Annotated in this window: 20 protein-coding genes; 9 read left to right on the forward strand and 11 right to left on the reverse strand. The window is 57.8% G+C overall.

From position 1 onward, the window contains the following. Positions 1-157: 157 nt before the first annotated feature. A complete protein-coding gene (locus tag ACYASS_RS07075; protein ID WP_463585672.1) occupies positions 158-601 on the forward strand; it encodes a sn-glycerol-3-phosphate transporter in 444 nt (147 codons plus the stop codon). Between the two features lie 12 nt (positions 602-613). On the opposite strand, the gene ACYASS_RS07080 is transcribed toward ACYASS_RS07075, so the two are convergent. The 5 genes from ACYASS_RS07080 to ACYASS_RS07100 all read right to left on the reverse strand — a co-directional run bounded on the left by ACYASS_RS07080 (position 614) and on the right by ACYASS_RS07100 (position 6100). After that, the gene (locus ACYASS_RS07080; RefSeq protein ID WP_463585599.1) at positions 614-1582 is read right to left on the reverse strand and encodes a CDP-6-deoxy-delta-3,4-glucoseen reductase; all 969 of its coding nucleotides are present in this window, start codon (positions 1580-1582) and stop codon (positions 614-616) included. Further along, on the reverse strand, positions 1582-3048 hold the full coding sequence (ubiD, locus tag ACYASS_RS07085) for a 4-hydroxy-3-polyprenylbenzoate decarboxylase (protein WP_122667047.1): 1467 nt from the start codon (positions 3046-3048) through the stop codon (positions 1582-1584). The genes ACYASS_RS07080 and ubiD overlap by 1 nt, the downstream gene beginning before the upstream one ends. 239 nt (positions 3049-3287) lie before the next feature. Continuing rightward, the gene (gene rho / locus ACYASS_RS07090) at positions 3288-4547 is read right to left on the reverse strand and encodes a transcription termination factor Rho (protein WP_024689162.1); all 1260 of its coding nucleotides are present in this window, start codon (positions 4545-4547) and stop codon (positions 3288-3290) included. 231 nt (positions 4548-4778) lie between these two features. After that, positions 4779-5108 carry a thioredoxin TrxA gene (trxA, locus tag ACYASS_RS07095; RefSeq protein ID WP_005792406.1) on the reverse strand — a complete coding sequence of 110 codons (330 nt, stop codon included), beginning with the start codon at positions 5106-5108 and terminating at the stop codon, positions 4779-4781. 287 nt (positions 5109-5395) lie between these two features. Further along, positions 5396-6100: a FadR/GntR family transcriptional regulator gene (locus tag ACYASS_RS07100; protein ID WP_243244334.1), complete on the reverse strand. Its 705-nt coding sequence runs from the start codon at positions 6098-6100 to the stop codon at positions 5396-5398. Positions 6101-6352: 252 nt separating this feature from the next. Here ACYASS_RS07100 and ACYASS_RS07105 point away from each other — a divergent pair, with 252 nt between their 5' ends. Genes ACYASS_RS07105 through ACYASS_RS07120 form a run of 4 tightly spaced genes read left to right on the forward strand, consistent with a single transcriptional unit; the run spans position 6353 to position 9204 of the window. Continuing rightward, complete coding sequence (locus tag ACYASS_RS07105) at positions 6353-7138, forward strand: transporter substrate-binding domain-containing protein (RefSeq protein ID WP_463585600.1); 786 nt, start codon at positions 6353-6355, stop codon at positions 7136-7138. 29 nt (positions 7139-7167) lie between these two features. Then, entirely contained in the window at positions 7168-7833 is a 666-nt protein-coding gene (locus ACYASS_RS07110; protein ID WP_243243947.1) for an amino acid ABC transporter permease, read from the forward strand. Further along, positions 7830-8480 (forward strand): amino acid ABC transporter permease, encoded by a 651-nt coding sequence (locus tag ACYASS_RS07115; RefSeq protein ID WP_243244335.1) that lies wholly within the window; start codon positions 7830-7832, stop codon positions 8478-8480. Before ACYASS_RS07110 ends, ACYASS_RS07115 begins: the two co-directional genes overlap by 4 nt. Further along, positions 8467-9204, forward strand: coding sequence for an amino acid ABC transporter ATP-binding protein (locus ACYASS_RS07120; RefSeq protein ID WP_463585601.1), 738 nt, complete (start codon positions 8467-8469; stop codon positions 9202-9204). Before ACYASS_RS07115 ends, ACYASS_RS07120 begins: the two co-directional genes overlap by 14 nt. 138 nt (positions 9205-9342) lie before the next feature. On the opposite strand, the gene ACYASS_RS07125 is transcribed toward ACYASS_RS07120, so the two are convergent. Next, positions 9343-10710, reverse strand: coding sequence for a CYTH domain-containing protein (locus ACYASS_RS07125; RefSeq protein ID WP_463585602.1), 1368 nt, complete (start codon positions 10708-10710; stop codon positions 9343-9345). A 337-nt stretch (positions 10711-11047) separates the two neighbouring features. Between ACYASS_RS07125 and argE the strand changes: the two genes are divergently transcribed. Both argE and argA read left to right on the forward strand, forming a co-directional pair. Continuing rightward, a complete protein-coding gene (gene argE, locus ACYASS_RS07130) occupies positions 11048-12196 on the forward strand; it encodes an acetylornithine deacetylase (RefSeq protein ID WP_463585603.1) in 1149 nt (382 codons plus the stop codon). A gap of 125 nt (positions 12197-12321) precedes the next feature. Next, complete coding sequence (gene argA / locus ACYASS_RS07135) at positions 12322-13626, forward strand: amino-acid N-acetyltransferase (RefSeq protein WP_463585604.1); 1305 nt, start codon at positions 12322-12324, stop codon at positions 13624-13626. A 163-nt stretch (positions 13627-13789) separates the two neighbouring features. Here the strand turns inward: argA and gshA are convergent, their stop codons facing one another. The 3 genes from gshA to ACYASS_RS07150 all read right to left on the reverse strand — a co-directional run bounded on the left by gshA (position 13790) and on the right by ACYASS_RS07150 (position 18268). Beyond that, complete coding sequence (gene gshA / locus ACYASS_RS07140) at positions 13790-15379, reverse strand: glutamate--cysteine ligase (RefSeq protein ID WP_463585605.1); 1590 nt, start codon at positions 15377-15379, stop codon at positions 13790-13792. A 181-nt stretch (positions 15380-15560) separates the two neighbouring features. Beyond that, positions 15561-15944, reverse strand: coding sequence for a PaaI family thioesterase (locus ACYASS_RS07145; RefSeq protein WP_463585606.1), 384 nt, complete (start codon positions 15942-15944; stop codon positions 15561-15563). Then, on the reverse strand, positions 15944-18268 hold the full coding sequence (locus ACYASS_RS07150) for a Tex family protein (protein ID WP_463585607.1): 2325 nt from the start codon (positions 18266-18268) through the stop codon (positions 15944-15946). Before ACYASS_RS07150 ends, ACYASS_RS07145 begins: the two co-directional genes overlap by 1 nt. Positions 18269-18560: 292 nt before the next feature. On the opposite strand from ACYASS_RS07150, the gene ompR reads away from it, so the two are divergent. After that, on the forward strand, positions 18561-19301 hold the full coding sequence (ompR, locus tag ACYASS_RS07155; protein ID WP_027902703.1) for an osmolarity response regulator transcription factor OmpR: 741 nt from the start codon (positions 18561-18563) through the stop codon (positions 19299-19301). 166 nt (positions 19302-19467) lie between these two features. Then, positions 19468-20790 carry an ATP-binding protein gene (locus ACYASS_RS07160; protein ID WP_243243961.1) on the forward strand — a complete coding sequence of 441 codons (1323 nt, stop codon included), beginning with the start codon at positions 19468-19470 and terminating at the stop codon, positions 20788-20790. Positions 20791-20933: 143 nt separating this feature from the next. On the opposite strand, the gene rimK is transcribed toward ACYASS_RS07160, so the two are convergent. Both rimK and rimB read right to left on the reverse strand, forming a co-directional pair. Next, positions 20934-21839 carry a 30S ribosomal protein S6--L-glutamate ligase gene (rimK, locus tag ACYASS_RS07165; RefSeq protein WP_020293260.1) on the reverse strand — a complete coding sequence of 302 codons (906 nt, stop codon included), beginning with the start codon at positions 21837-21839 and terminating at the stop codon, positions 20934-20936. Then, positions 21836-22318: a retropepsin-like aspartic endopeptidase RimB gene (gene rimB, locus ACYASS_RS07170; RefSeq protein WP_027899917.1), complete on the reverse strand. Its 483-nt coding sequence runs from the start codon at positions 22316-22318 to the stop codon at positions 21836-21838. Before rimB ends, rimK begins: the two co-directional genes overlap by 4 nt. Between the last annotated feature and the right edge of the window lie 3 nt (positions 22319-22321).

The raw sequence follows: 22321 nt of genomic DNA on the forward strand, positions 1-22321 counted from the left end.
AACGGGTCTATGTTTAATTCAAGGACCATTCCTACATAACGGCAGGACTATTCAACTATTGAGCCTTTGATGTGCGCTGTATAACGCCGAGCCTTGGAATGTATTAAGCGAAGCTCGGGGTACGAAGGTGGAATCAATAATCAAGCTGGCACTTTGTGTGGTGCTCTGTGCACTCACCGCTCAGGTTAAGGCCGATAAGCCTCAGCAGGGCTTTTGGGTCATACAGACCAGTGTTTATACCCGGCATTTTTCTCCCGCGCCGGAGCACAACAACCATCAGAATCTGATTGGTCTGGAGCGCAACGAGGCTTCAGGACTTGTTTATGGTGCGGCCACATTCCGTAATTCTTTCGCCCAACGCTCTGTTTATGGCTATATGGGGAAACGCTTCGACAGCAGTCGGTATCCGGTCTATGTGAAGGTGACGGGTGGGTTGCTGCACGGCTATCGGGGTGAGTACCGCGACAAGATTCCGTTGAATCGCTACGGTATAGCCCCGGTGGTTATCCCTGGGATAGGGGTTCATCTAGGGCCGGTCAACGCGGAGGTCATCCTGTTAGGAGCCTCCGCTGCGATGCTCAATGTGGGGTTTCGTTTCTAACGTCGTGGGGAATCAGGGCCGTGGCGCGTAGGCGAATACGTCGGCACGCATTTGATGTGCATCCATCCCGGCGCTGACCAGTGCGTCGAGGGTGCCGTAAATCATCGCGGGTGATCCGCTGGCATAGACATGGACTGCCGACAGGTCGTCGATGTCTTCGCAAACGGCTTCATGCAGCAGGCCGCAACGTCCTTCCCAGCCACACAGGTCGCTGACTACTTTGTGCAGGAACAGGTTGGGCAGCTTTTTCCACTCTTCCCAATGTTTGATTTCGTAGAAATCGTCCGGGCGGCGCGCGCCCCAGTACAGGTGCACCGGGTGGCTAAAGCCTTTGGCGCGGCAGTGTTCGATCAGGCTGTGCATCTGAGCCATGCCGGTACCGGCTGCGATCAGTACCAGCGGGCCATCGGGCAGGTCGGCCAGATGAGTGTCCCCGAACGGCAGCTCAATCCTGGCCATCTGATTGCGTTGGAGTTGCTCGATCAGGCTTTGTGCGCTGGCTTCGCGGACCAGTACGTGCATTTCCAGGTCGCGACCGCTGTGGGGTGCGGAAGCCAGCGAGAACGCCGATTTCTCGCCGCTGTCCTTGTGGATCATCAAGTACTGACCAGCGTGATAGCGCGGTGGCTTGCCAGCCGGAGCACGCAAGCCGACGCGCCAGACGTCGCCGCCCACTTCCACGCATTCGCTCAACTGACAGGCAAGCGTACGCACGGGTAGTTCACCCAGGGCGAGCACACCGTCCCATAGCACTTCGCAGTCTTCCAGCGGTTCTGCGAGGCAGGTATAGATCTCGCCGTGGGTCAGCTCGTCGTCGGCTTGCTTCACCCGCCCATGCACCAACAGGGCAGAGCACACGTGGCAATTGCCGTTACGACAGCTTTGCGGGCACTCATAACCCAGCCGTTGAGCCGCATCGAGGATCCGCTCGCCGGGTAAGGTTTCCAGCACCGCACCCGAAGGCTGCAAAGTTACGCGCATCAATCTATTCCCAACTGATTCCAGATTTCGTCGACCCGACGTGTAACAGCTTCGTCCTTGACGATAACCCGACCCCACTCACGCGTGGTCTCGCCCGGCCATTTGTGCGTTGCATCCAGTCCCATTTTCGAACCCAGCCCGGAGACCGGTGAGGCGAAATCGAGATAATCGATCGGCGTATTTTCGATCATTACCGTGTCGCGCTTGGGGTCCATGCGCGTGGTAATGGCCCAGATCACGTCGTTCCAGTCCCTGGCATTAATGTCGTCGTCAGTGACGATAACGAACTTGGTGTACATGAACTGTCGCAAAAACGACCATACACCGAGCATCACGCGCTTGGCGTGGCCGGGGTACTGCTTCTTCATGGTCACCACGGCCATCCGGTACGAGCAGCCTTCAGGCGGCAGGTAGAAGTCGGTGATTTCCGGGAACTGCTTTTGGAGGATCGGTACGAATACTTCGTTCAACGCGACGCCGAGAATCGCAGGCTCATCAGGTGGGCGGCCTGTGTAAGTGCTGTGATAAATCGGCTTGATACGATGGGTGATTCGCTCGACGGTGAATACCGGGAAGCTGTCGACTTCATTGTAATAACCGGTGTGATCGCCATACGGGCCTTCATCGGCCATCTCGCCGGGATGAATCACGCCTTCCAGAACGATTTCCGCGCTGGCCGGCACTTGCAGGTTATTGCCCCGGCACTTGATCAGCTCGGTACGATTGCCGCGCAGCAGGCCTGCGAAGGCGTACTCGGAGAGGCTGTCTGGTACCGGTGTCACTGCGCCGAGAATGGTTGCCGGGTCCGCGCCCAAGGCGACGGATACCGGGAACGGCTCGCCTGGGTGCTTGATGCACCATTCTTTGAAGTCCAGCGCGCCGCCACGATGGCTCAACCAGCGCATGATGACTTTGTTGCGGCCAATGACTTGCTGGCGATAGATGCCCAGGTTCTGCCGTTCTTTATTAGGGCCGCGGGTGACGGTCAGGCCCCAGGTGATCAGTGGCCCAACGTCGCCAGGCCAGCACGTCTGTACCGGCAGCATGCCCAGATCCACGTCATCACCTTCGATGACGATCTCCTGGCAAGGCGCATCTTTGACGACCTTGGGCGCCATCGAGATGACTTTCTTGAAAATCGGCAGCTTGGACCAGGCGTCTTTCAAGCCTTTAGGTGGCTCGGGCTCTTTGAGGAAGGCCAGCAGCTTGCCGATCTCCCGCAGCTCGCTGACTTCTTCGGCACCCATGCCCATGGCCACTCGTTCCGGTGTGCCGAACAGGTTGCCCAGCACCGGAATATCAAAGCCCACCGGCTTTTCGAACAGCAGAGCCGGACCCTTGGCGCGCAAGGTCCGATCACAGATTTCGGTCATTTCCAGTACTGGGGAAATGGGCATCTGAATGCGTTTCAACTCTCCGCGCTGCTCAAGCTGCTGCACGAAATCCCGTAGATCCTTGAATTTCATTAACCCGGCCACCGATAAAATAGGTTCGTATCGTACCTGCTCTGACGTTTTGTAGCAGCTTTGGTGTGTTGAAGGTGCAACCTGTTGGAGCGAGGCTTGCCCGCGAAGAAGGATAATGCGGTGTGCCTGCCTGACCGTGTCGTATGGTTCGCGGGCGAGCCTCGCTCCAACAAAGCCCGTATTCAGAATAAAAAATGGCGCCCCTGAGGGCGCCATTTTTTGTGCTGCAGTTCTGCCTGTTACTTGCGTTTCATCGACAGGAAGAACTCGTCGTTGGTCTTGGTCTGCTTCAGCTTGTCGATCAGGAACTCGATAGCAGCGACTTCGTCCATCGGGTGCAGCAGTTTGCGCAGGATCCACATACGTTGCAGCTCGTCATCGGCGGTCAGCAGCTCTTCGCGGCGGGTGCCGGAACGGTTGATGTTGATGGCCGGGAACACACGCTTCTCGGCGATCTTGCGATCCAGAGGCAGTTCCATGTTGCCGGTGCCTTTGAATTCCTCGTAGATCACTTCGTCCATCTTCGAGCCGGTTTCAACCAGCGCGGTGGCGATAATGGTCAGCGAGCCGCCTTCTTCGATGTTCCGTGCTGCGCCGAAGAAACGTTTCGGTTTCTCCAGGGCGTGGGCATCGACACCACCGGTCAGTACCTTGCCGGAGCTAGGAATCACGGTGTTGTAGGCGCGAGCCAGACGGGTGATGGAGTCGAGCAGGATCACCACGTCTTTTTTGTGTTCGACCAGGCGCTTGGCCTTCTCGATCACCATTTCAGCAACCTGTACGTGACGGGTTGGCGGCTCATCGAACGTCGAGGCAACCACTTCGCCGCGCACGGTGCGCTGCATTTCGGTTACTTCTTCCGGGCGCTCGTCGATCAGCAGAACGATCAGATGCACTTCCGGGTTGTTACGCGTGATGTTCGACGCGATGTTCTGCAGCATGATGGTCTTGCCCGCTTTTGGCGGAGCAACGATCAGGCCGCGCTGGCCTTTACCGATCGGTGCGCACAAATCGATCACACGGCCGGTCAGGTCTTCAGTGGAACCGTTACCGGCTTCCATCTTCATGCGTACGTTCGGGAACAACGGCGTCAGGTTTTCGAAGAGGATCTTGTTCTTCGCGTTTTCCGGACGGTCGTAGTTGATCGTGTCGACCTTGAGCAGAGCGAAATAACGCTCACCTTCTTTCGGTGGACGGATCTTACCGACGATGGTGTCGCCAGTACGCAGGTTGAAGCGGCGGATCTGGCTCGGCGAGACATAGATATCGTCTGGGCCGGCGAGATAGGAAGCGTCTGCAGAGCGCAGGAAACCGAAGCCGTCCTGGAGGATCTCCAGCACGCCATCACCGGAAATTTCCTCGCCGCTTTTGGCGTGCTTTTTCAGCAGGGAGAAAATCACATCCTGCTTGCGCGAACGGGCCATATTTTCTATGCCCATCTGTTCGGCCATTTCGAGCAGATCGGTAATCGGCTTTTGCTTGAGTTCAGTCAGATTCATAGGGGAATGACGTAATCATGTAGGGAGGGGAAAAATTAAGCTGTTGGGCTTAATGAGGCCGCGCCGCAGAGAAGGCGACAGGATCGCGTACTAAATCGAAAGGAGAGCGTCGGCGACGGCTAGCAGGGGGCAACGGAGAAGCCGTTGCGGGGCCGAATGTACCACTTGATTTTCAGGCCGTCTAGTACGACGGCCGAAAAAAAGCCCCGCAATTTGCAGGGCTTTGGCGCATCAGATGTTGGCGTCCAGGAACGCTGCCAACTGAGACTTCGACAGCGCACCAACCTTGGTGGCCTCGACGTTGCCGTTTTTGAACAGCATCAGAGTCGGGATACCACGCACGCCATGCTTGGCTGGAGTTTCCTGGTTCTCGTCGATGTTCAGTTTGGCGATGGTCAGTTTGCCTTTGTAGGTTTCGGCAATTTCGTCCAGAACCGGGGCAATCATTTTGCACGGGCCACACCACTCAGCCCAGTAATCAACTAGTACAGCACCGTCAGCCTTGAGGACGTCGGCTTCAAAGCTGGCGTCGCTGACATGCTTGATAAGGTCGCTACTCATGGAGTTCTCCGAGTTAGTAGGCTAAAAAACGTGGCCCATCATAGCGGGCCTTGCCCCGTTCAGGAAGTCGGCTTTGATTGAGTCTGGCTATAGACGTCCATGAGTCTGGTTATAGCGGGAGGGTTTCTGGTCCTCCATGGCGCCGCGCCGTCTCGCGGCGCACACGGACCTGTAGGAGCGACCTTGCTCGCGATAGCGTCAGGTCAGGCGATAAATTAGTCGACTGGTAGACCGAATCGCGAGCAAGCTCACTCCTACAGGGGCCGTGTTTACGACGGATTAACGCTCTAGCTCGCTGGCGAAACAAACACAATCCCGGTCCGAAGTGCCGCATTGCGAATGTGCTCGTGCATGGCCTTTTGCGCAGGGCCCGAGGCATGGCGGGCGAGGGCGCGGAGGATCTTGCGGTGCTCCTGCCAGGTTTCCATGGCCCTTGAGGGGCGGATGAAGGGCATTTTCTGGCTCTCCAGAAAAATATCGGCCCCTGCTGTGATGATGCCGAGCATCGCCTGATTACCGCTGGCGATCAGGATGTGCCGATGGAACTCGAAATCCAGTCGTGACGCTGATTCGAAATCCCCGGCGCGCAGTTCAAGGCGCATGGCTTCGACGTTGTCCTCCAGCACATCACGTTCGTCGGCGGTCAAGGTTACGGCAGCCAGCCCTGAAGCAAAGCCTTCCAGCGCATAACGCAGTTGAAAGGTGTCAGCCGGTGAAACCTGTGCGTCGAAAGGCCAGGAAAAACCGCTTGTGCGCTTTTCTGGTTCAGAAGTCGCCTGAACGAACACGCCTTTGCCTGGCTGCACGCTGACCACGCCAAGTGCGCTCAGCGAAGACAACGCTTCACGCAAGGACGCACGACTGACCCCAAGCAATGCCGCGAGATCACGCTGTGACGGCAGGCTGTCACCCGGCATATAGCCTTGCTCGGCAATCAGTTTACGGATCGCCCTCAGGGCAGATTCGGGTACGGCTAGTGGGCTATGGGATATCACTGTTCAGGCCAGTCAGTCCGCTAAAAGTCCCTTTTATAACCATCTGTGCAATCCGGCAAGCGACGCCCAAGCCTAGGGCGGCCGGGCATCAGGGCGCGCCAAAGCAGGGCGTCGAATGATCTTGCTGGTCAGACCAGTAAGACCGAAATAACGCGCAAAGCCTTGGTTTATGGCTGTGCATGATGGGATGGCATGGGCTGTGCACTGAGGTTGCGTACAAACACCTGTCGTCCACCACGGAGTCTTCCTATGACCAAGCGTTACAGCGCTCTGCTTACTGCCCTGTTTGCCAGCCTCATGCTCAGCCAGGCACCTGCCCACGCCGATGGTCTGGACGACGTCGTGAAACGCGGCACTTTGAAAGTTGCTGTTCCGCAGGACTTCCCGCCGTTCGGCTCGGTGGGCCCGGACATGAAGCCTCGTGGCCTGGACATCGACACCGCGAAGCTGATCGCTGACCAGCTCAAGGTCAAACTGGAACTGACTCCGGTCAACAGCACCAACCGTATTCCGTACCTGACCACTGGCAAGGTGGATCTGGTGATCTCCAGCCTTGGCAAAAACCCTGACCGCGAAAAAGTCATCGACTTCTCCAAGGCCTACGCGCCTTTCTACTTGGCCGTATTCGGTCCACCTGAAGCGTCGATCAAAGGTCTGGACGATCTGAAAGGCAAAACCATCAGCGTGACCCGCGGTGCCATCGAAGACATCGAGCTGACTGCTGTTGCGCCGAAAGAAGCGACCATCAAGCGCTTTGAAGACAACAACTCCACGATTGCGGCTTATCTGGCAGGTCAGACCGACCTCATCGCCAGCGGTAACGTGGTGATGGTTGCGATCAGCGAGAAGAACCCGAAGCGTATCCCTGAGTTGAAAGTGAAACTCAAGGATTCCCCTGTTTACGTGGGTGTAAACAAGGATCAGGCCGCCTTGCTGGCCAAGGTCAACGAAATCATCGAAGCGGGCAAGAAAGACGGTTCGCTTGAAAAGAACTCCCAGACCTGGCTCAAGCAACCTTTGCCCGCTGACCTCTGATACCTGCTCACTGATTTCGGAGGCTGCCAATGGCTTACAACTTTGACTTCGTACCGGTCATGCAGAATGCCGATCTGCTACTGCGCGGGGCGTTGTTCACCCTGGAGTTGACCGCCATTGGCACTGTGCTCGGGGTTGGACTGGGTATCATCGGCGCCATCGTGCGGGCCTGGAAAATTCAACCGTTCTCGGCGATTTTCGGGGTTTATGTCGAGCTGATACGCAACACCCCGTTCCTGGTGCAGTTGTTCTTCATCTTCTTCGGGCTACCGTCTCTGGGTGTGCAGATCTCCGAGTGGCAGGCCGCGATTCTGGCCATGGTGATCAACCTGGGCGCTTACTCGACGGAAATCATCCGTGCAGGTATTCAGGCGATCCCCAAAGGTCAGCTTGAGGCGGCTGCCGCACTGGCAATGACGCGAATGGAGGCGTTCCGATACGTGGTTTTGATTCCGGCGCTGGGCAAGGTCTGGCCCGCGCTGAGCAGCCAGATCATCATCGTGATGCTCGGTTCGGCGGTCTGTTCGCAGATCGCAACCGAAGAGTTGAGCTTCTTCGCCAACTTCATTCAGTCGCGTAACTTCCGCGCCTTTGAGACGTATATCGTCACCACGCTGATTTACCTCTTTATGGCGCTAATGGTTCGCCAGTTGCTGGCCTGGATCGGTCGTCGCTACATTTCGAGGAAAGGCTGATGGATTTCACCCTTTGGGATGTTGTGCGCAATTTGCTCACGGGCCTGCAATGGACGCTGGCGCTGTCACTGGTAGCGTTCGTGGGTGGCGGCGTGATTGGGTTGCTGGTCATGTGCATGCGCATTGCCAAACTCAATGCGCCAAGAGTGATTGCCAAGGTTTACATCGAGCTGTTCCAGGGTACACCGCTGCTGATGCAGTTGTTTCTGGTGTTTTTCGGTGTGGCGTTGCTGGGCTTTGATATTTCCCCATGGGCCGCGGCTGCACTGGCCCTCACGCTGTTTACCAGCGCGTACCTGGCCGAGATCTGGCGTGGTTGCGTCGAGTCGATTGCCAATGGTCAGTGGGAAGCATCTGCCAGTCTGGCGATGACGCCACTGGAGCAACTGCGTTACGTGATTCTGCCCCAGGCGCTGCGCATTGCCGTCGCGCCTACGGTCGGGTTTTCGGTGCAAGTCGTCAAAGGCACCGCAGTGACCTCGATCATTGGTTTTACCGAATTGACCAAAACCGGCGGCATGCTCGCCAACGCTACGTTCCAGCCCTTCATGGTGTATGGCTTCGTCGCTCTGGGCTATTTCATGCTCTGCTATCCCCTGTCGCTCAGTGCCCGTTACCTGGAAAGGAGACTGCATGCCTCTGCTTAGAATATCCGCGCTGCATAAATATTACGGCGACCATCACGTCCTCAAAGGCATCGACCTTTCCGTTGAAGAAGGTCAGGTCGTGGCGATTATCGGCCGTAGCGGCTCGGGTAAGAGTACGTTGTTGCGTACGTTGAACGGGTTGGAGTCGATCAACGACGGCGTTATCGAAGTCGATGGCGAGTACCTGGATGCAGCCCGCGCAGACCTGCGCTCGTTGCGGCAGAAAGTCGGCATGGTCTTCCAGCAGTTCAACCTGTTCCCGCATCTGAGTGTTGGCGAAAACGTGATGCTGGCACCGCAGGTGGTGAAGAAGGTTTCGAAAGCTGAAGCCAGGAAGATTGCCAAAGAGATGCTTGAGCGTGTCGGGCTGGGGGAGAAGTTCGACGCTTTCCCTGATCGGCTGTCAGGTGGTCAGCAGCAGCGCGTGGCGATTGCCCGTGCTCTGGCGATGTCGCCCAAAGTATTGCTCTGCGATGAAATTACTTCGGCCCTGGACCCGGAGCTGGTCAACGAAGTGTTGAGCGTGGTGCGCCAGCTGGCGAAAGACGGCATGACGCTGATCATGGTGACTCACGAAATGCGCTTCGCCCGGGAAGTGGGCGACAAACTGGTGTTCATGCACCAGGGCAAGGTGCACGAAGTCGGCGATCCGAAGATCCTGTTCGCCAACCCGAGAACGCCAGAGCTGGCGAATTTTATCGGGTCGGTGGAGCAGGGGGCTTAAAAGGCCTATACAACCAGATTTGAAAAGTAATCTCTTGTGGGAGCCGGGCTTGCCCGCGATAAGGCCAGGCGCGATCTAGAGTGAATCGCGTCCAGCCTTATCGCGGGCAAGCCCGGCTCCCACAGTTATCAGCGTTGCTTAGAGGCGCAGCAGCGTCTTCCACGCACGGCTCTGGAACACGACGATGGTCTGTTGTACGCGAGCATCCAGCACTTCATCGCTGATCGGTTGTTCAGCCAGATGCACCAGCTTGTTCAGCTCCCCGTACAGACGGTCCAGCTCCGGCAGATCCAGTGCACCACGTGCATGGTGCAGCCAGGCCTGAATGCGCTCGATACGCGGCAGTTGTTCAGCGAGATCTTCCGGCTGCTGCTGATAACGACCCAACTGCAATGCCGTGGCTTCATCGGCCAGAAAACGCGGCAACCAGCTGTCCAGCTGCGCAGCGCCCTGGCGATTGCCACGGTTATTGCGTTCTACCGTCCAGCTACGTGCCAGCAACCAACGCGACGTGGTCAGCGAGAACAGGCCCCAACGCGGGTCTTGCAGCTCTTCAAGGAACTGCTCGTGAGCGGCGCCGCGCACATCCTCATCCTCCTGGCCAGCTTGAACCAGCGGGCGCCAGTCTTCCAGCAAGGCATCCAGCGAGGAACGCAGTTCGCTGCTGGTGCTGCGTGGTGCGGCCTGACCGAGGCTACCCGTCAGCGCGCGCAACTCCGTGAGCAAGGCAACCCAGTCCTGAAGCAAGCGCCAGTGGCCGTTGAAACGGTACTGCTCGGCCAGACGCTGGCTGCTGCCCAACAAGTGCAAGGCCAGTGCGGCGTAAGCGTCATCCAGCGGCATTTCGGCGTGGAACTGCGGAGCAGGCAGCGTCAACGAGTAGCTGTTAGCGTCCAGCAGACGATAGCCGCGCTCGGCTTTGCTGATGTCGCACGGCATCAGTGGCAGGGTCACGGCCAGTTCAGCGGCCAGCTCCAGTAGTGCAGCCGGGTCGCCTTCGCGCAATTCCAGCTCCAGCTCGCAGATTTCCTCCTTCTGCTTGCCCGCTACCACGTGGCCGAGATCGAGTGCGGCTTCGATCACAACCTTGGTTTTGCCACGGCCCCAGGCGATTTCTGCCCGCTCACGAACGAAGTCAGTGGTGAACAGTGGCTTGATGGTTTTCTTGTCCAGATCAGCCAACTGCTCAGGCCAGCATTCGCCGTCGAGCTTCTTAAGGTCCAGCTTGGCCTTGGGCAGGTCCCAGTTGAACTCGTTACGCTCGGAAAACCCGGCAACGCTTTGGCCGCGAGTCTTCATGGTCTGGATGATTTGATCGCCATCACGACGCACGCGCAGTGCAACTTTGGCGTTGGCCAGATCGCGCTCCGGGGTATCGAAATATTGATTGGAAAGCTCCACGCTCTCCCAGCCGCTCTTGTTGCGCTTCTTCAGCAGCGGGTGATCGCGCAGTGCAGCGAGGGTTTCGCGGCTGACGCGGAGTTTGATTTCTGTTTCTTTCTGCATGGCCGGGAATCCAGACGCTTGTACTGATAACGGGGTGCAGCCGGTTGTTGCGTGGCTACTTAGGGTGGGCAGTGTACAGGACATGTGTCTTGAACAGGCTGGATCAAATCCCGTTGGCTGGGATGCCATACCTGTGGGAGCGGTGCTTGCCCGCGATAGAGACGCCTCGATTTACCTGCATAACCGCGTAATCGCTCATCGCAGGCAAGCACCGCTCTCACAGGCTCTGCGTTTCTCCGCCGCTGTGAGATGTCTGGCAAACCGCCCTTAACGGTTTATTCCCACCACCCGATAGCCCTATGATGGTCGGCACGCTCTCCCGTTAAAGGAATCGCACATGCCCTTGCCGCCCATGAAAGACCAATTCGCCGCATTGATCGCCGCGCCTTCGGTGAGCTGCACCCAGCCGTCACTGGATCAGTCCAACCGTGTGGTGATCGATCTGTTGGCGGGTTGGCTGGGCGACCTGGGTTTTGCGTGCGATATACAGCAGGTTTCACCGGGCAAGTTCAATTTGCTGGCGAGTTTCGGCAGTGGCCCTGGCGGACTGGTGCTCGCCGGGCATAGCGACACCGTGCCATTTGACGAGGCGCTGTGGAAAACCGATCCGCTGAAGCTGACCGAAGTCGATAACCGTTGGGTCGGGCTGGGCAGTTGTGACATGAAAGGCTTCTTCGCGTTGATTATCGAAGCTGTTCGGCCACTGCTGGATAAGCCTTTCAAGCAGCCGTTGTTGATTCTCGCCACCTGTGATGAAGAAAGCTCCATGGCAGGCGCTCGTGCGCTGGCTGAGGCGGGACGGCCGCTGGGTCGTGCGGCTGTGATCGGCGAGCCGACGGGCCTCAAGCCTATTCGTCTGCACAAGGGCGTGATGATGGAGCGCATCGATATTCTCGGGCGCAGTGGCCACTCTTCTGACCCAAGCCTTGGGCACAGCGCGCTGGAAGCGATGCACGATGCGATCAGCGAGCTCAAGGGGCTGCGCACGCAATGGCAGCTCGAATACCGCAATCCACAGTTCAGTGTGCCAACGCCAACCCTTAATTTCGGTTGCATCCATGGCGGCGATAATCCCAACCGGATTTGCGGCCAGTGCTCCCTGGAGTTCGACTTGCGGCCGTTGCCGGGCATGGACCCAAGCGTGCTGCGCGCCGCAATCCGTCAGAAGCTTGAACCACTTGCCGAGCTGCATCAGGTCAAAATTGACTACGCGCCGTTGTTCCCCGAAGCCCCACCTTTCGAGCAGGCAGCCGATGCGGAACTGGTGCGCGTTGCCGAACGTCTTACAGGACACCGGGCTGAAGCTGTAGCATTCGGCACCGAAGCTGCTTACTTTCAACGTCTGGGCTGCGAAACTCTTGTGCTGGGACCCGGTGATATCGCTTGCGCGCATCAGCCGGGCGAGTATCTGGAAATGTCACGTTTGCAGCCTACAGTGCGTCTGTTAAGCCAGTTGATTGAACATTATTGCCTGAACCCGCAATGAGCCGGGTCATGCCAGAGATAGAAATAAGGAGAGTGCGCGTGCAGCCATGCTTGTTCCGACGATAACCACCACACGGTTGTGAGTGTTTCTGTCTTTCGTCCTTTTATCAGCAGGCTCTTCAGGTTATGCACGAATACGTCAATTGGCTTCGCCACGCGTCTCCCTATATCAATGCCCACCGTGAACGCACCTTCGTCGTGATGTTGCCCGGTGACGGCGTTGAGCATCCGAACTTCGGCAATATCGTTCACGACCTCGTGCTCTTGCACAGCCTCGGTGTACGCCTGGTATTGGTCCATGGCTCGCGGCCGCAAATCGAAAGCCGTCTGGCTGCACGCGGCCTGACGCCTCAGTTCCACCGTAATTTGCGCGTCACCGATGCTGCAACACTCGATTGTGTGATCGATGCTGTCGGCCATTTGCGCCTCGACATCGAAGCGCGCCTGTCCATGGACATGGCGGCTTCGCCAATGCAGGGGTCACGCCTGCGGGTGACTAGCGGCAATCTGGTCACTGCACGGCCCATTGGCGTATGGGAAGGCGTGGATTACCAGCACACCGGCGAAGTACGTCGGATCGACCGCAAAGGGATCAATCGTCTTTTGGATGAGCGCCATATCGTTTTGCTGTCGCCCATCGGTTATTCGCCAACCGGCGAGATTTTTAACATTGCTTGCGAAGACGTCGCTACCCGCACCGCTATCGATCTGGGTGCCGACAAGTTGCTGCTGTTCGGTGAAGAGCGCGGCTTGATGGACGAGCAAGGACGATTGGTGCGCGAGCTACGTCCGCAGCAAGTGCCTGCGCATATCCTGCGGCTGGGCAGCAACTACAACTATCAGGCGGAATTGCTGGATGCTGCGGCTGAAGCTTGCCGCGGTGGCGTGGGTCGTAGCCATATTGTCAGCTATGTCGAAGACGGCGCGCTGCTCACCGAGCTGTTCACCCGCGATGGTGGCGGCACGCTGGTTGCGCAGGAGCAATTCGAACTGGTCCGTGAAGCCGCCATTGAAGACGTCGGCGGTTTGATGGATCTGATTACGCCGCTGGAAGAGCAGGGCATTCTGGTGCGCCGTTCCCGCGAAGTTCTGGAGCGGGAGATTGAACAGTTCAGTGTGGTTGAGCGCGAAGGGTTGATCATCGCCTGTGCGGCGCTGTATCCAATTGCTGACTCGCAAGCCGGAGAGTTGGCCTGCCTGGCGGTCAACCCTGAATACCGCCATGGCGGCCGGGGCGACGAGTTGCTTGAGCGCATCGAAACCCGTGCTCGCGAACAGGGGTTGAAGACCTTGTTCGTCCTTACCACACGTACCGCGCACTGGTTCCGCGAGCGCGGCTTTGAGCCAAGCAGCGTTGATCGTCTGCCTAGCGCCCGGGCGTCGTTATATAACTACCAACGTAATTCGAAGATTTTCGAGAAGGCGTTGTAAAAGCTGGATTCTCGGCAAACACCGATTTTGTAGGAGTGAGCTTGCTCGCGATGGCGTCAGGTCAGACGATAATTTATCGAAAGATAAATCCAATCGCGAGCAAGCTCACTCCTATAGGTCATTGTTTGGTTTGCCGCGAATCTCAGGGGATAGTGCTTCTACCTCAGTTACTAATCCGCAAAATACTCGCCTGATACGCGCCGACGAAGGTGTCGAAATCCACCTGCTCTTCGGTTTGCTCCAGCTCCGCCTGTTCGGCAATAGAGGTGCTCGCCAGTGCTTCAAAGTGCGCCTGCTCTTCAGCGCTCAGCGGGTTGCTGCGGAAGTATTCGGCATGCGCCTGGCTTTGACGCAGTGAGAACGCAGTAAAGCCTTCGTTGTGCTGCTTCATGCTGGCCAGCACTTTCGCCGATGGGGTCAGTGAGGCGTCATCGATCCTGGCTTGTTGCGCCTCGATGGATTTGATGTGCTCGTCGGTACCCTGTGCCTGATCGAGCAGTTGCGCGATTGGCTTGATCTTCTCCAGCAGCTCGGAGCCCCAGGCTTTCAGGTCAATAGTGCTGTCATTGCGATTGAGCTTGAGCCCTGGTCGACGACCTTCCTTGACCACGGTCAGGAAGTTAGAGGCCGCATTGGCGCACTCGTTGTTGGCCAGTTGCGGGCTTTCCTGCAACGCGCAGTACAACACGAAGGCGTCCACGAAGCGGGCTTGCTGCAGATCGATGCCTGTTGGCAGGAACGGGTTGATGTCCAGGCAGCGAACTTCAACGTATTGCACGCCACGCGCCATCAAAGCCTGAATCGGGCGCTCACCCGAGTAGGTCACGCGCTTGGGACGGATATTGGAGTAGTACTCGTTTTCGATCTGCAACACGTTGGTGTTGAGCTGGACCCAATCGCCTTCGGCGTCATGCGTGCCGACTTCGACATAGGGTGCGTACGGCGTGGCGACCGCTTTGCGCAGGCTGTCCGTGTAGCTGATCAGATCGTTATAGCAAGGCGTCAAGTCCGCCTGGGCGTTGCTTTGATAACCCAGATCGCTCATGCGCAGGCTGGTTGCGTACGGCAGATAGAGGGTCTCGGCGTCGAACTGCTCCAGCTTGTGGGCACGGCCTCGCAGGAAGCCTGCGTCCAGCGCAGGTGATGCGCCGAACAGGTACATCAACAGCCAGCTGTAGCGTCGGAAATTACGGATCAGGCCGATATAGGCGTGCGATTGATAGTCGCGGGCATCACCTTCGAAATGCTCGGTTTGCTTGAGCAGTGGCCAGACACTTTCCGGTAGCGAAAAGTTGTAATGGATACCCGCAATGCATTGCATGGTCTTGCCGTAACGCAGGGCCAGCCCTTTGCGATAAACGTATTTGAGTTTGCCGATATTCGACGTGCCGTAGTAGGCAATCGGGATATCTTTTTCTTCCGGCAACGGACACGGCATCGACGGGCTCCAAAGGAGCTCGCTACCCAGCTTGCTGTAGGCAAAGCGGTGGATTTTATCCAGGCTGTCCAGAGTTTCGACCGGGTTGGCCAATGCAGGAGTGATGAACTCCAGCAGTGACTCGGAATAGTCTGTAGTGATCTGGCCATTGGTCAGTGCCGCGCCCAAGGCTTGCGGGTGCGGCGTCTGCGCCAACTGGGCATCGCCGGTTACGCGCAGGCACTCGCGCTCAATACCGTGCAGGCACTGCTCCAGCAGGGAGAGGTTAGTGCGCTCGCTAAGCAAAGCCAGGCGGCGGTTGAGAAGTTCGCTCAAGTTGGATTCCTTCACGCGTCAGTCGCCCCAATATGGGGGTGGATATGACGGTGTACAAGGGTAGGGCACTGGCGTTGTCGCCTAGTTTCAGGATCTGCACGAAAACGCCGTCCGGCGGCGACGGATTAATCCCGGCGCCACATTCATAGCGCCGAAATTACCTTAAATTGACCTGTCTGTACTAGACGACAGCGAACGTGCCTTGTGCCTTGGCGACAAGTTTCTCGCCCTGAAGCACTTCAGCCTCAACCACCAGCGTGCGACGGCCTGCGTGCAGCACCTTGGCGATGCATAACACTTCGCCCTCAGACACCCCACGCATATAGTTGATCTTGCATTCGATGGTCACACTGCGCTGGTCGAAACCATGGGAGCTGGAACAGGCCAGCCCCATCGCAATGTCGACGAGGCTGAAAATCGCCCCGCCGTGCATCACGTTGCCACGATTGCGCAGATGATCCTCCAGCGGTAGTGCAACTTCGGCAACGCCCACGTCCAGGCTGCGCAGCTGGCAGCCTATCGCCCGGAAATACGCGCTTTCGGTATAGCCCGCCGGAATGTCCATCAGCGTTTCTTCAGCTGTTTGGCGTTGGCGAACAATGACGCCATGGCGTTGTTGGCCGGTGCTGCAGCTACGGTTTCCTTGCGGGGCGCACTGCTTTGCTGCTGGCGTGGGGCCGAGCCAGGGCGCGAACCACGAGCACCATCGACTTTCTCGCCCGGTGTGTCACTCATGCGCATCGACAGGCCCACGCGTTTGCGCGGGATGTCGACTTCCATGACCTTCACTTTAACTACATCGCCCGCTTTCACCGCTTCACGCGGGTCCTTGATGAACTTCTCGGACAGTGCCGAGATGTGCACCAGACCGTCCTGATGCACGCCGATGTCGACGAAGGCACCGAAGTTGGTCACGTTGGTCACCACACCTTCGAGGATCATGCCTGGCTGCAAGTCTTTGAGGTCTTCAACGCCGTCCTGGAACTCGGCAGTCTTGAACTCTGGACGCGGGTCGCGGCCTGGTTTCTCAAGCTCTTGCAGAATGTCGGTCACGGTCGGCAAACCGAATGTTTCGTCGGTGTACTTTTTCGGGTCCAGACGCTTGAGGAAGCTGGCGTCGCCGATCAGTGAGCGAATATCGCGGTCGGTTTCAGACGCGATGCGCTTCACCAACGGATAGGCTTCCGGGTGAACGGCCGACGAATCCAGCGGGTTATCGCCGTTCATGACACGAAGGAAGCCTGCAGCCTGTTCGAAAGTTTTTTCGCCCAGGCGTGGGACTTTTTTCAGCGCCGCACGGGATTTGAATGCGCCGTTCTCATCGCGGTGCGCCACGATATTTTGCGCCAATGTGGTGTTGAGGCCTGAAATCCGCGCCAGCAACGCCACCGATGCCGTGTTCACGTCCACGCCCACGGCGTTTACGCAGTCTTCGACGACAGCGTCCAGGCCGCGTGCCAGCTTGAGCTGGGACACGTCGTGTTGGTATTGGCCTACGCCGATGGATTTCGGATCAATCTTCACCAGCTCAGCCAGCGGGTCTTGCAGGCGACGGGCGATAGACACCGCACCACGGATCGACACGTCCAGGTCCGGGAATTCTTTGGCCGCGAGTTCGGAAGCCGAGTAAACCGATGCACCCGCTTCGGAGACCATAACCTTGGTCATTTTCAGGCCTGGATATTTTTTGATCAGTTCGGCGGCCAGCTTGTCGGTTTCGCGGCTAGCGGTACCGTTGCCGATGGCGATCAGGTCTACCGCGTGCTTGGCGCAAAGCGCGGCCAGCACAGCGATGGTTTGATCCCACTGGTTTTTCGGAACGTGCGGGTAAACCGTGGCGTAATCCAGCAGTTTGCCGGTCGAGTCGACCACCGCGACTTTGCAACCGGTGCGCAGGCCCGGGTCCAGCCCCAGCGTGGCGCGAGGGCCAGCCGGTGCTGCGAGCAGCAGGTCATGCAGGTTATGGGCAAAAACGTTGATTGCTTCGGTTTCCGCGCCATCGCGCAGCTCACCCAGCAAGTCGGTTTCAAGATGGCTATAGAGCTTGACCTTCCAGGTCCAGCGCACCACTTCGGCCAGCCACTTGTCAGCCGGACGGTTCTGGTTTTGCAGGCCGAAACGCTCACCGATCATCAATTCGCACGGGTGCATGGTGCCGGGCAGTTCTTCACCCACTTTCAAGGCCGAACTGAGGAAGCCTTCGTTGCGACCACGGAAAATAGCCAGGGCGCGGTGCGACGGCATGCTTTTCAGCGGCTCGTCGTGTTCGAAGTAATCGCGGAACTTGGCGCCTTCTTCTTCCTTGCCCGCCACCACGCGTGCGCTGATCACGGCTTCCTGCTTGAGGAAGCTGCGCAGTTTGTCCAGCAGGCTGGCGTCTTCGGCGAAGCGCTCCATGAGGATGTACTTGGCACCTTCCAGCGCAGCTTTGACGTCTGCAACGCCCTTTTCGGCGTCCACGAAGCGCGCCGCTTCGGTTTCAGGGCTCAATGTCGGGTCGTTGAACAGGCCGTCGGCCAGTTCGCCAAGGCCCGCTTCAAGAGCAATCTGACCTTTGGTGCGGCGCTTTTGCTTATAAGGCAGGTACAAGTCTTCAAGGCGGGTCTTGGTGTCGGCAAGCTTGATGTCGCGGGCTAGCTCGGGAGTCAGTTTGCCTTGCTCTTCAATGCTGGCAAGGATGCTGATGCGACGCTCGTCGAGTTCGCGCAGGTAGCGCAGGCGCTCTTCAAGATGACGTAATTGAGTGTCATCGAGGCTGCCGGTCACTTCCTTGCGGTAACGGGAAATGAAGGGAACGGTAGAACCTTCATCCAGTAGAGCGACGGCCGCTGCGACCTGTTGTGGGCGTACGCCAAGTTCTTCGGCGATGCGGCTGTTGATGCTGTCCATGAGACCACCTGGAGTTGTGAGCAAAATACCTGATTACAAAGTGGCCGCGAGCTGCGCTGACCGACTTTCGCAAGAATACTGTCGAACTGCCATGTTCAGGCGTTGCCTGACTTTGAGGGCGGCGCATTATACCCAGCGCAGCCCGATTAGGGGACGAGCCGACAAAAGCGCTGTTTTTGCTCAGCGAAAGCAAGGCTTGAGTGGCAGCCCCGGTAAAATCTGCTAACAATGCACACGGTGCGTATCACAGCAGCTACGCCATAATGCGCCCCGAGATCAAAGGAGCATCTGAATGAGCAGCACTGCACAAACTGCCGAAGGCGAAAAAATCCTTATTGTTGATGACGATCCGGGTTTGAGCAGCCTGTTAGAACGTTTTTTCACCAGCAAGGGTTATCGTGCCCGTGCTGTGGCCAACGTTGAGCAAATGGATCGCTTGCTGGCCCGCGAAGTTTTCAATCTTGTGGTGCTTGACCTGATGCTGCCGGGCGAAGACGGGCTCTCAGCCTGCCGTCGTTTGCGCGCCGCTAACAATCAAGTACCCATCATCATGCTGACTGCCAAAGGCGATGAGCTGAGCCGGATCAAAGGCCTTGAGCTGGGGGCTGATGATTATCTGGCCAAGCCCTTCAACCCTGACGAGCTGATGGCGCGTGTCAAAGCTGTATTGCGTCGTCAGGCCGCTCCTGTACCGGGCGCACCGGGCAGCGAAGACGAGTCGGTCACCTTTGGTGATTACGAGTTGTCGCTGGCGACTCGCGAACTCAAGCGTGGTGACGAAGTACACATGCTCACCACGGGCGAGTTTGCGGTACTCAAGGCGCTGGTAATGCACGCTCGTGAACCGCTGACCCGCGACAAGCTGATGAATCTGGCCCGTGGCCGCGAATGGGATGCGCTGGAGCGCTCTATCGACGTGCAGATTTCCCGTCTGCGTCGCTTGATCGAGCCGGATCCTTCCAAGCCGCGTTATATCCAGACGGTCTGGGGTGTTGGTTATGTATTCGTTCCGGACGGTGCGGGTACTCGATAATCGAGCGCTTTTAGGAGCACATCCTGCCGCGTTGATGACCCGTCACGTCGATAGTCCCGAACAGGGCTATCGACGTTTTGGTTTTCGTTGATACGGCGTCGGTTGTCGTTCGCGTTTCGCAAACCTGCGAGCCTGGCTCGCTCCTGCAAAGTGTATAGCTGCAAATATGAAAACCCCGCTCTGGTTCCCGCAAAGCTTTTTCTCTCGCACCTTATGGCTGGTGCTTATCGTCGTGCTGTTCTCGAAAGCGCTGACCCTTGTCTATCTTTTGATGAACGAGGATGTGCTGGTCGACAGGCAATACAGCCATGGTGTTGCGTTGACACTTCGCGCTTATTGGGCGGCCAACGAGAACGACCGTGAAGCGATTGCCGACGCGGCAGGTCTGATCCGCGTGGTCGGTGGCGGCGTTCCTGAAGGTGAGCAGCACTGGCCGTATAGCGAAATCTATCAGCGTCAGATGCAGGCGGAACTGGGCGACGACACTGAAGTTCGCCTGCGCGTGCATGCGCCGCCGGCGTTGTGGGTTCGGGCACCAAGCCTGGGCGATGGTTGGTTGAAAGTACCATTGTACCCGCACCCATTGCGTGGCCAGAAAATCTGGAGCGTGCTGGGCTGGTTCCTTGCGATTGGTTTGTTATCCACAGCCTCGGCGTGGATCTTCGTCCGGCAACTCAATCAGCCTCTCAAACGCCTGGTCTTTGCTGCGAGACAATTAGGGCAGGGGCGCAGTGTTCGCCTGCCGGTCAGTGATACCCCCAGCGAAATGACCGAGGTTTACCGCGCTTTCAACCAGATGGCCGAGGATGTCGAACAGGCCGGGCAGGAACGGGAACTGATGCTCGCGGGTGTTTCCCATGATTTGCGTACGCCTTTGACCCGCTTGCGGCTGTCGCTGGAGTTGATGAAGGATGAAAATGAACTGACTGAAGGCATGGTCCGAGACATCGAAGACATGGATGCCATTCTTGATCAGTTCATGGCGTTCATTCGCGATGGCCGCGATGAAGAGATTGAAGAGGTCGACCTTAGCGAGTTGGTGCGTGACGTCGTCGCCCCATTCAACAATCCCGAGAATCCTGAAGAGCAGATTCGTCTGTGCCTTGAGCCCATTCCGCCGTTCCCGTTACGGCGCGTTTCAATGAAGCGGTTGCTCACCAACCTGATCGGCAACGCCATGCACCACGCAGGCAATGGCATCGAGGTGGCGGCTTATGTGTCCGGCGATACCAGCGCGCCTTATGTGGTGCTAAGTGTCCTGGACCGGGGCACCGGGATTGATCCGTCGGAGCTTGAGGTTATTTTCAACCCGTTCATTCGCGGTGATCGTGCCCGAAGTGGCAAAGGGACCGGGCTGGGATTGGCCATCGTCAAACGAATCGCGGCAATGCACGGCGGCAACGTCGAATTGCGCAATCGTTCGGGCGGCGGACTGGAAGCGCGAGTGCGCTTGCCGTTGGGGCTGATGTTGCCGAGAGGGGCGGTTTAAACGCCCCGCAACTATTGAACTGGAGTGCTGTTTTCTGTGGGAGCGGTGCTTGCCCGCGATAAGGTTTCGATGATCTGACTGGAACCGCGGCGCCTACATCGCGGGCAAGCACCGCTCCCACAGGGTATGTATCGAGGCGGGTATTAACCCTTCCCCTTGGTCCGCGTCATGTGCGGGCCGCTGTTCTTCTCCAGATACTCGATGATCATCCCGGCGACGTCCTTGCTGGTGGTCACTTCAATACCCTCCAGCCCCGGCGAAGAATTGACCTCCATCACCAGCGGCCCGTGATTGGAGCGCAGAATGTCGACACCGGCGACGCTCAGACCCATGACCTTGGCTGCGCGAATGGCGGTCATGCGTTCTTCGGGGGTGATCTTGATCAAGCTGGCGCTGCCGCCACGGTGCAGGTTGGAGCGAAACTCGCCGGGCTTGGCCTGACGCTTCATCGAGGCAATGACCTTGTCACCGACCACGAAGCAGCGGATATCCGCGCCGCCCGCTTCCTTGATGTATTCCTGAACCATGATGTCCTGCTTGAGACCCATGAACGCCTCAATCACTGATTCTGCTGCGGTTGCCGTTTCGCACAGCACCACGCCGATACCCTGAGTGCCTTCCAGCACCTTGATGACCAGCGGTGCGCCATTGACCATCTGGATCAGGTCAGGGATATCGTCCGGAGAGTGAGCAAAGCCTGTCACCGGCAAACCGATCCCGCGACGCGAGAGCAGTTGCAGAGAACGCAGTTTATCCCGCGAACGAGCGATGGCCACCGACTCGTTGAGTGGAAAAACGCCCATCATTTCAAACTGACGCAGTACCGCGCAGCCATAAAAAGTCACCGAGGCGCCAATACGCGGGATGACCGCATCAAAGCCCTCCAACGGTTTGCCGCGATAGTGAATTTGCGGCTTGTGGCTGGCGATATTCATGTAGGCACGCAGGGTGTCGATCACCACCATCTCATGGCCACGTTCAATACCAGCTTCGACCAGACGACGGGTTGAATACAGACGCGGGTTACGCGAAAGCACAGCGATCTTCATGCAGCACCTGTGGCAGAGGTAGTCGAGACCGGGAAAACCGGTTTGTCCTGAACATAAGTAATGCCCGGATTAACGACCAGTTGGCCGTCGATCAAAGCGTTGGAGCCGAGCAGCAAGCGATAGCGCATTGCTTTACGGCAGGCCAGCGTGAATTCCACTGGCCAGACACGATCACCCAAAGCCAGGGTGGTGCGAATGACATAGCGGACCTGCGCGTGACCGTTGGAGCTTTTAATGGTTTTCATGGCGACCAGCAGCGCTTCGCAACGGCGATGGCGCAACTGGACCACAGTGCCCAGATGGGCATTGAAACGAACCCACTTCTGGCCGTCGCGTTCGAAAGGCTCGATCTCGGTGGCGTGCAGGCTTGAGGTGCTCGCGCCGGTATCGATTTTCGCCCGCAGGCCTGCTACCCCAAGATCGGGCAGCGCCACCCACTCGCGCAGGCCGATGACTGTCAGATGATCAAATGTTTTCAATGG

It is taken from the genome of Pseudomonas sp. HP_14, assembly GCF_055283875.1.

What these genes read in the sequence shown, in the direction of transcription:
- ACYASS_RS07080 (WP_463585599.1), bottom strand. Translation starts at nt 1,582, where the DNA reads ATGCGCGTAACTTTGCAGCCTTCGGGTGCGGTGCTGGAAACCTTACCC.
- ubiD (WP_122667047.1), bottom strand. Translation starts at nt 3,048, where the DNA reads ATGAAATTCAAGGATCTACGGGATTTCGTGCAGCAGCTTGAGCAGCGC.
- rho (WP_024689162.1), bottom strand. Translation starts at nt 4,547, where the DNA reads ATGAATCTGACTGAACTCAAGCAAAAGCCGATTACCGATCTGCTCGAA.
- trxA (WP_005792406.1), bottom strand. Translation starts at nt 5,108, where the DNA reads ATGAGTAGCGACCTTATCAAGCATGTCAGCGACGCCAGCTTTGAAGCC.
- ACYASS_RS07105 (WP_463585600.1), top strand. Translation starts at nt 6,353, where the DNA reads ATGACCAAGCGTTACAGCGCTCTGCTTACTGCCCTGTTTGCCAGCCTC.
- ACYASS_RS07110 (WP_243243947.1), top strand. Translation starts at nt 7,168, where the DNA reads ATGGCTTACAACTTTGACTTCGTACCGGTCATGCAGAATGCCGATCTG.
- ACYASS_RS07120 (WP_463585601.1), top strand. Translation starts at nt 8,467, where the DNA reads ATGCCTCTGCTTAGAATATCCGCGCTGCATAAATATTACGGCGACCAT.
- ACYASS_RS07125 (WP_463585602.1), bottom strand. Translation starts at nt 10,710, where the DNA reads ATGCAGAAAGAAACAGAAATCAAACTCCGCGTCAGCCGCGAAACCCTC.
- argE (WP_463585603.1), top strand. Translation starts at nt 11,048, where the DNA reads ATGCCCTTGCCGCCCATGAAAGACCAATTCGCCGCATTGATCGCCGCG.
- argA (WP_463585604.1), top strand. Translation starts at nt 12,322, where the DNA reads ATGCACGAATACGTCAATTGGCTTCGCCACGCGTCTCCCTATATCAAT.
- ACYASS_RS07145 (WP_463585606.1), bottom strand. Translation starts at nt 15,944, where the DNA reads ATGGACATTCCGGCGGGCTATACCGAAAGCGCGTATTTCCGGGCGATA.
- ACYASS_RS07150 (WP_463585607.1), bottom strand. Translation starts at nt 18,268, where the DNA reads ATGGACAGCATCAACAGCCGCATCGCCGAAGAACTTGGCGTACGCCCA.
- ompR (WP_027902703.1), top strand. Translation starts at nt 18,561, where the DNA reads ATGAGCAGCACTGCACAAACTGCCGAAGGCGAAAAAATCCTTATTGTT.
- ACYASS_RS07160 (WP_243243961.1), top strand. Translation starts at nt 19,468, where the DNA reads ATGAAAACCCCGCTCTGGTTCCCGCAAAGCTTTTTCTCTCGCACCTTA.
- rimK (WP_020293260.1), bottom strand. Translation starts at nt 21,839, where the DNA reads ATGAAGATCGCTGTGCTTTCGCGTAACCCGCGTCTGTATTCAACCCGT.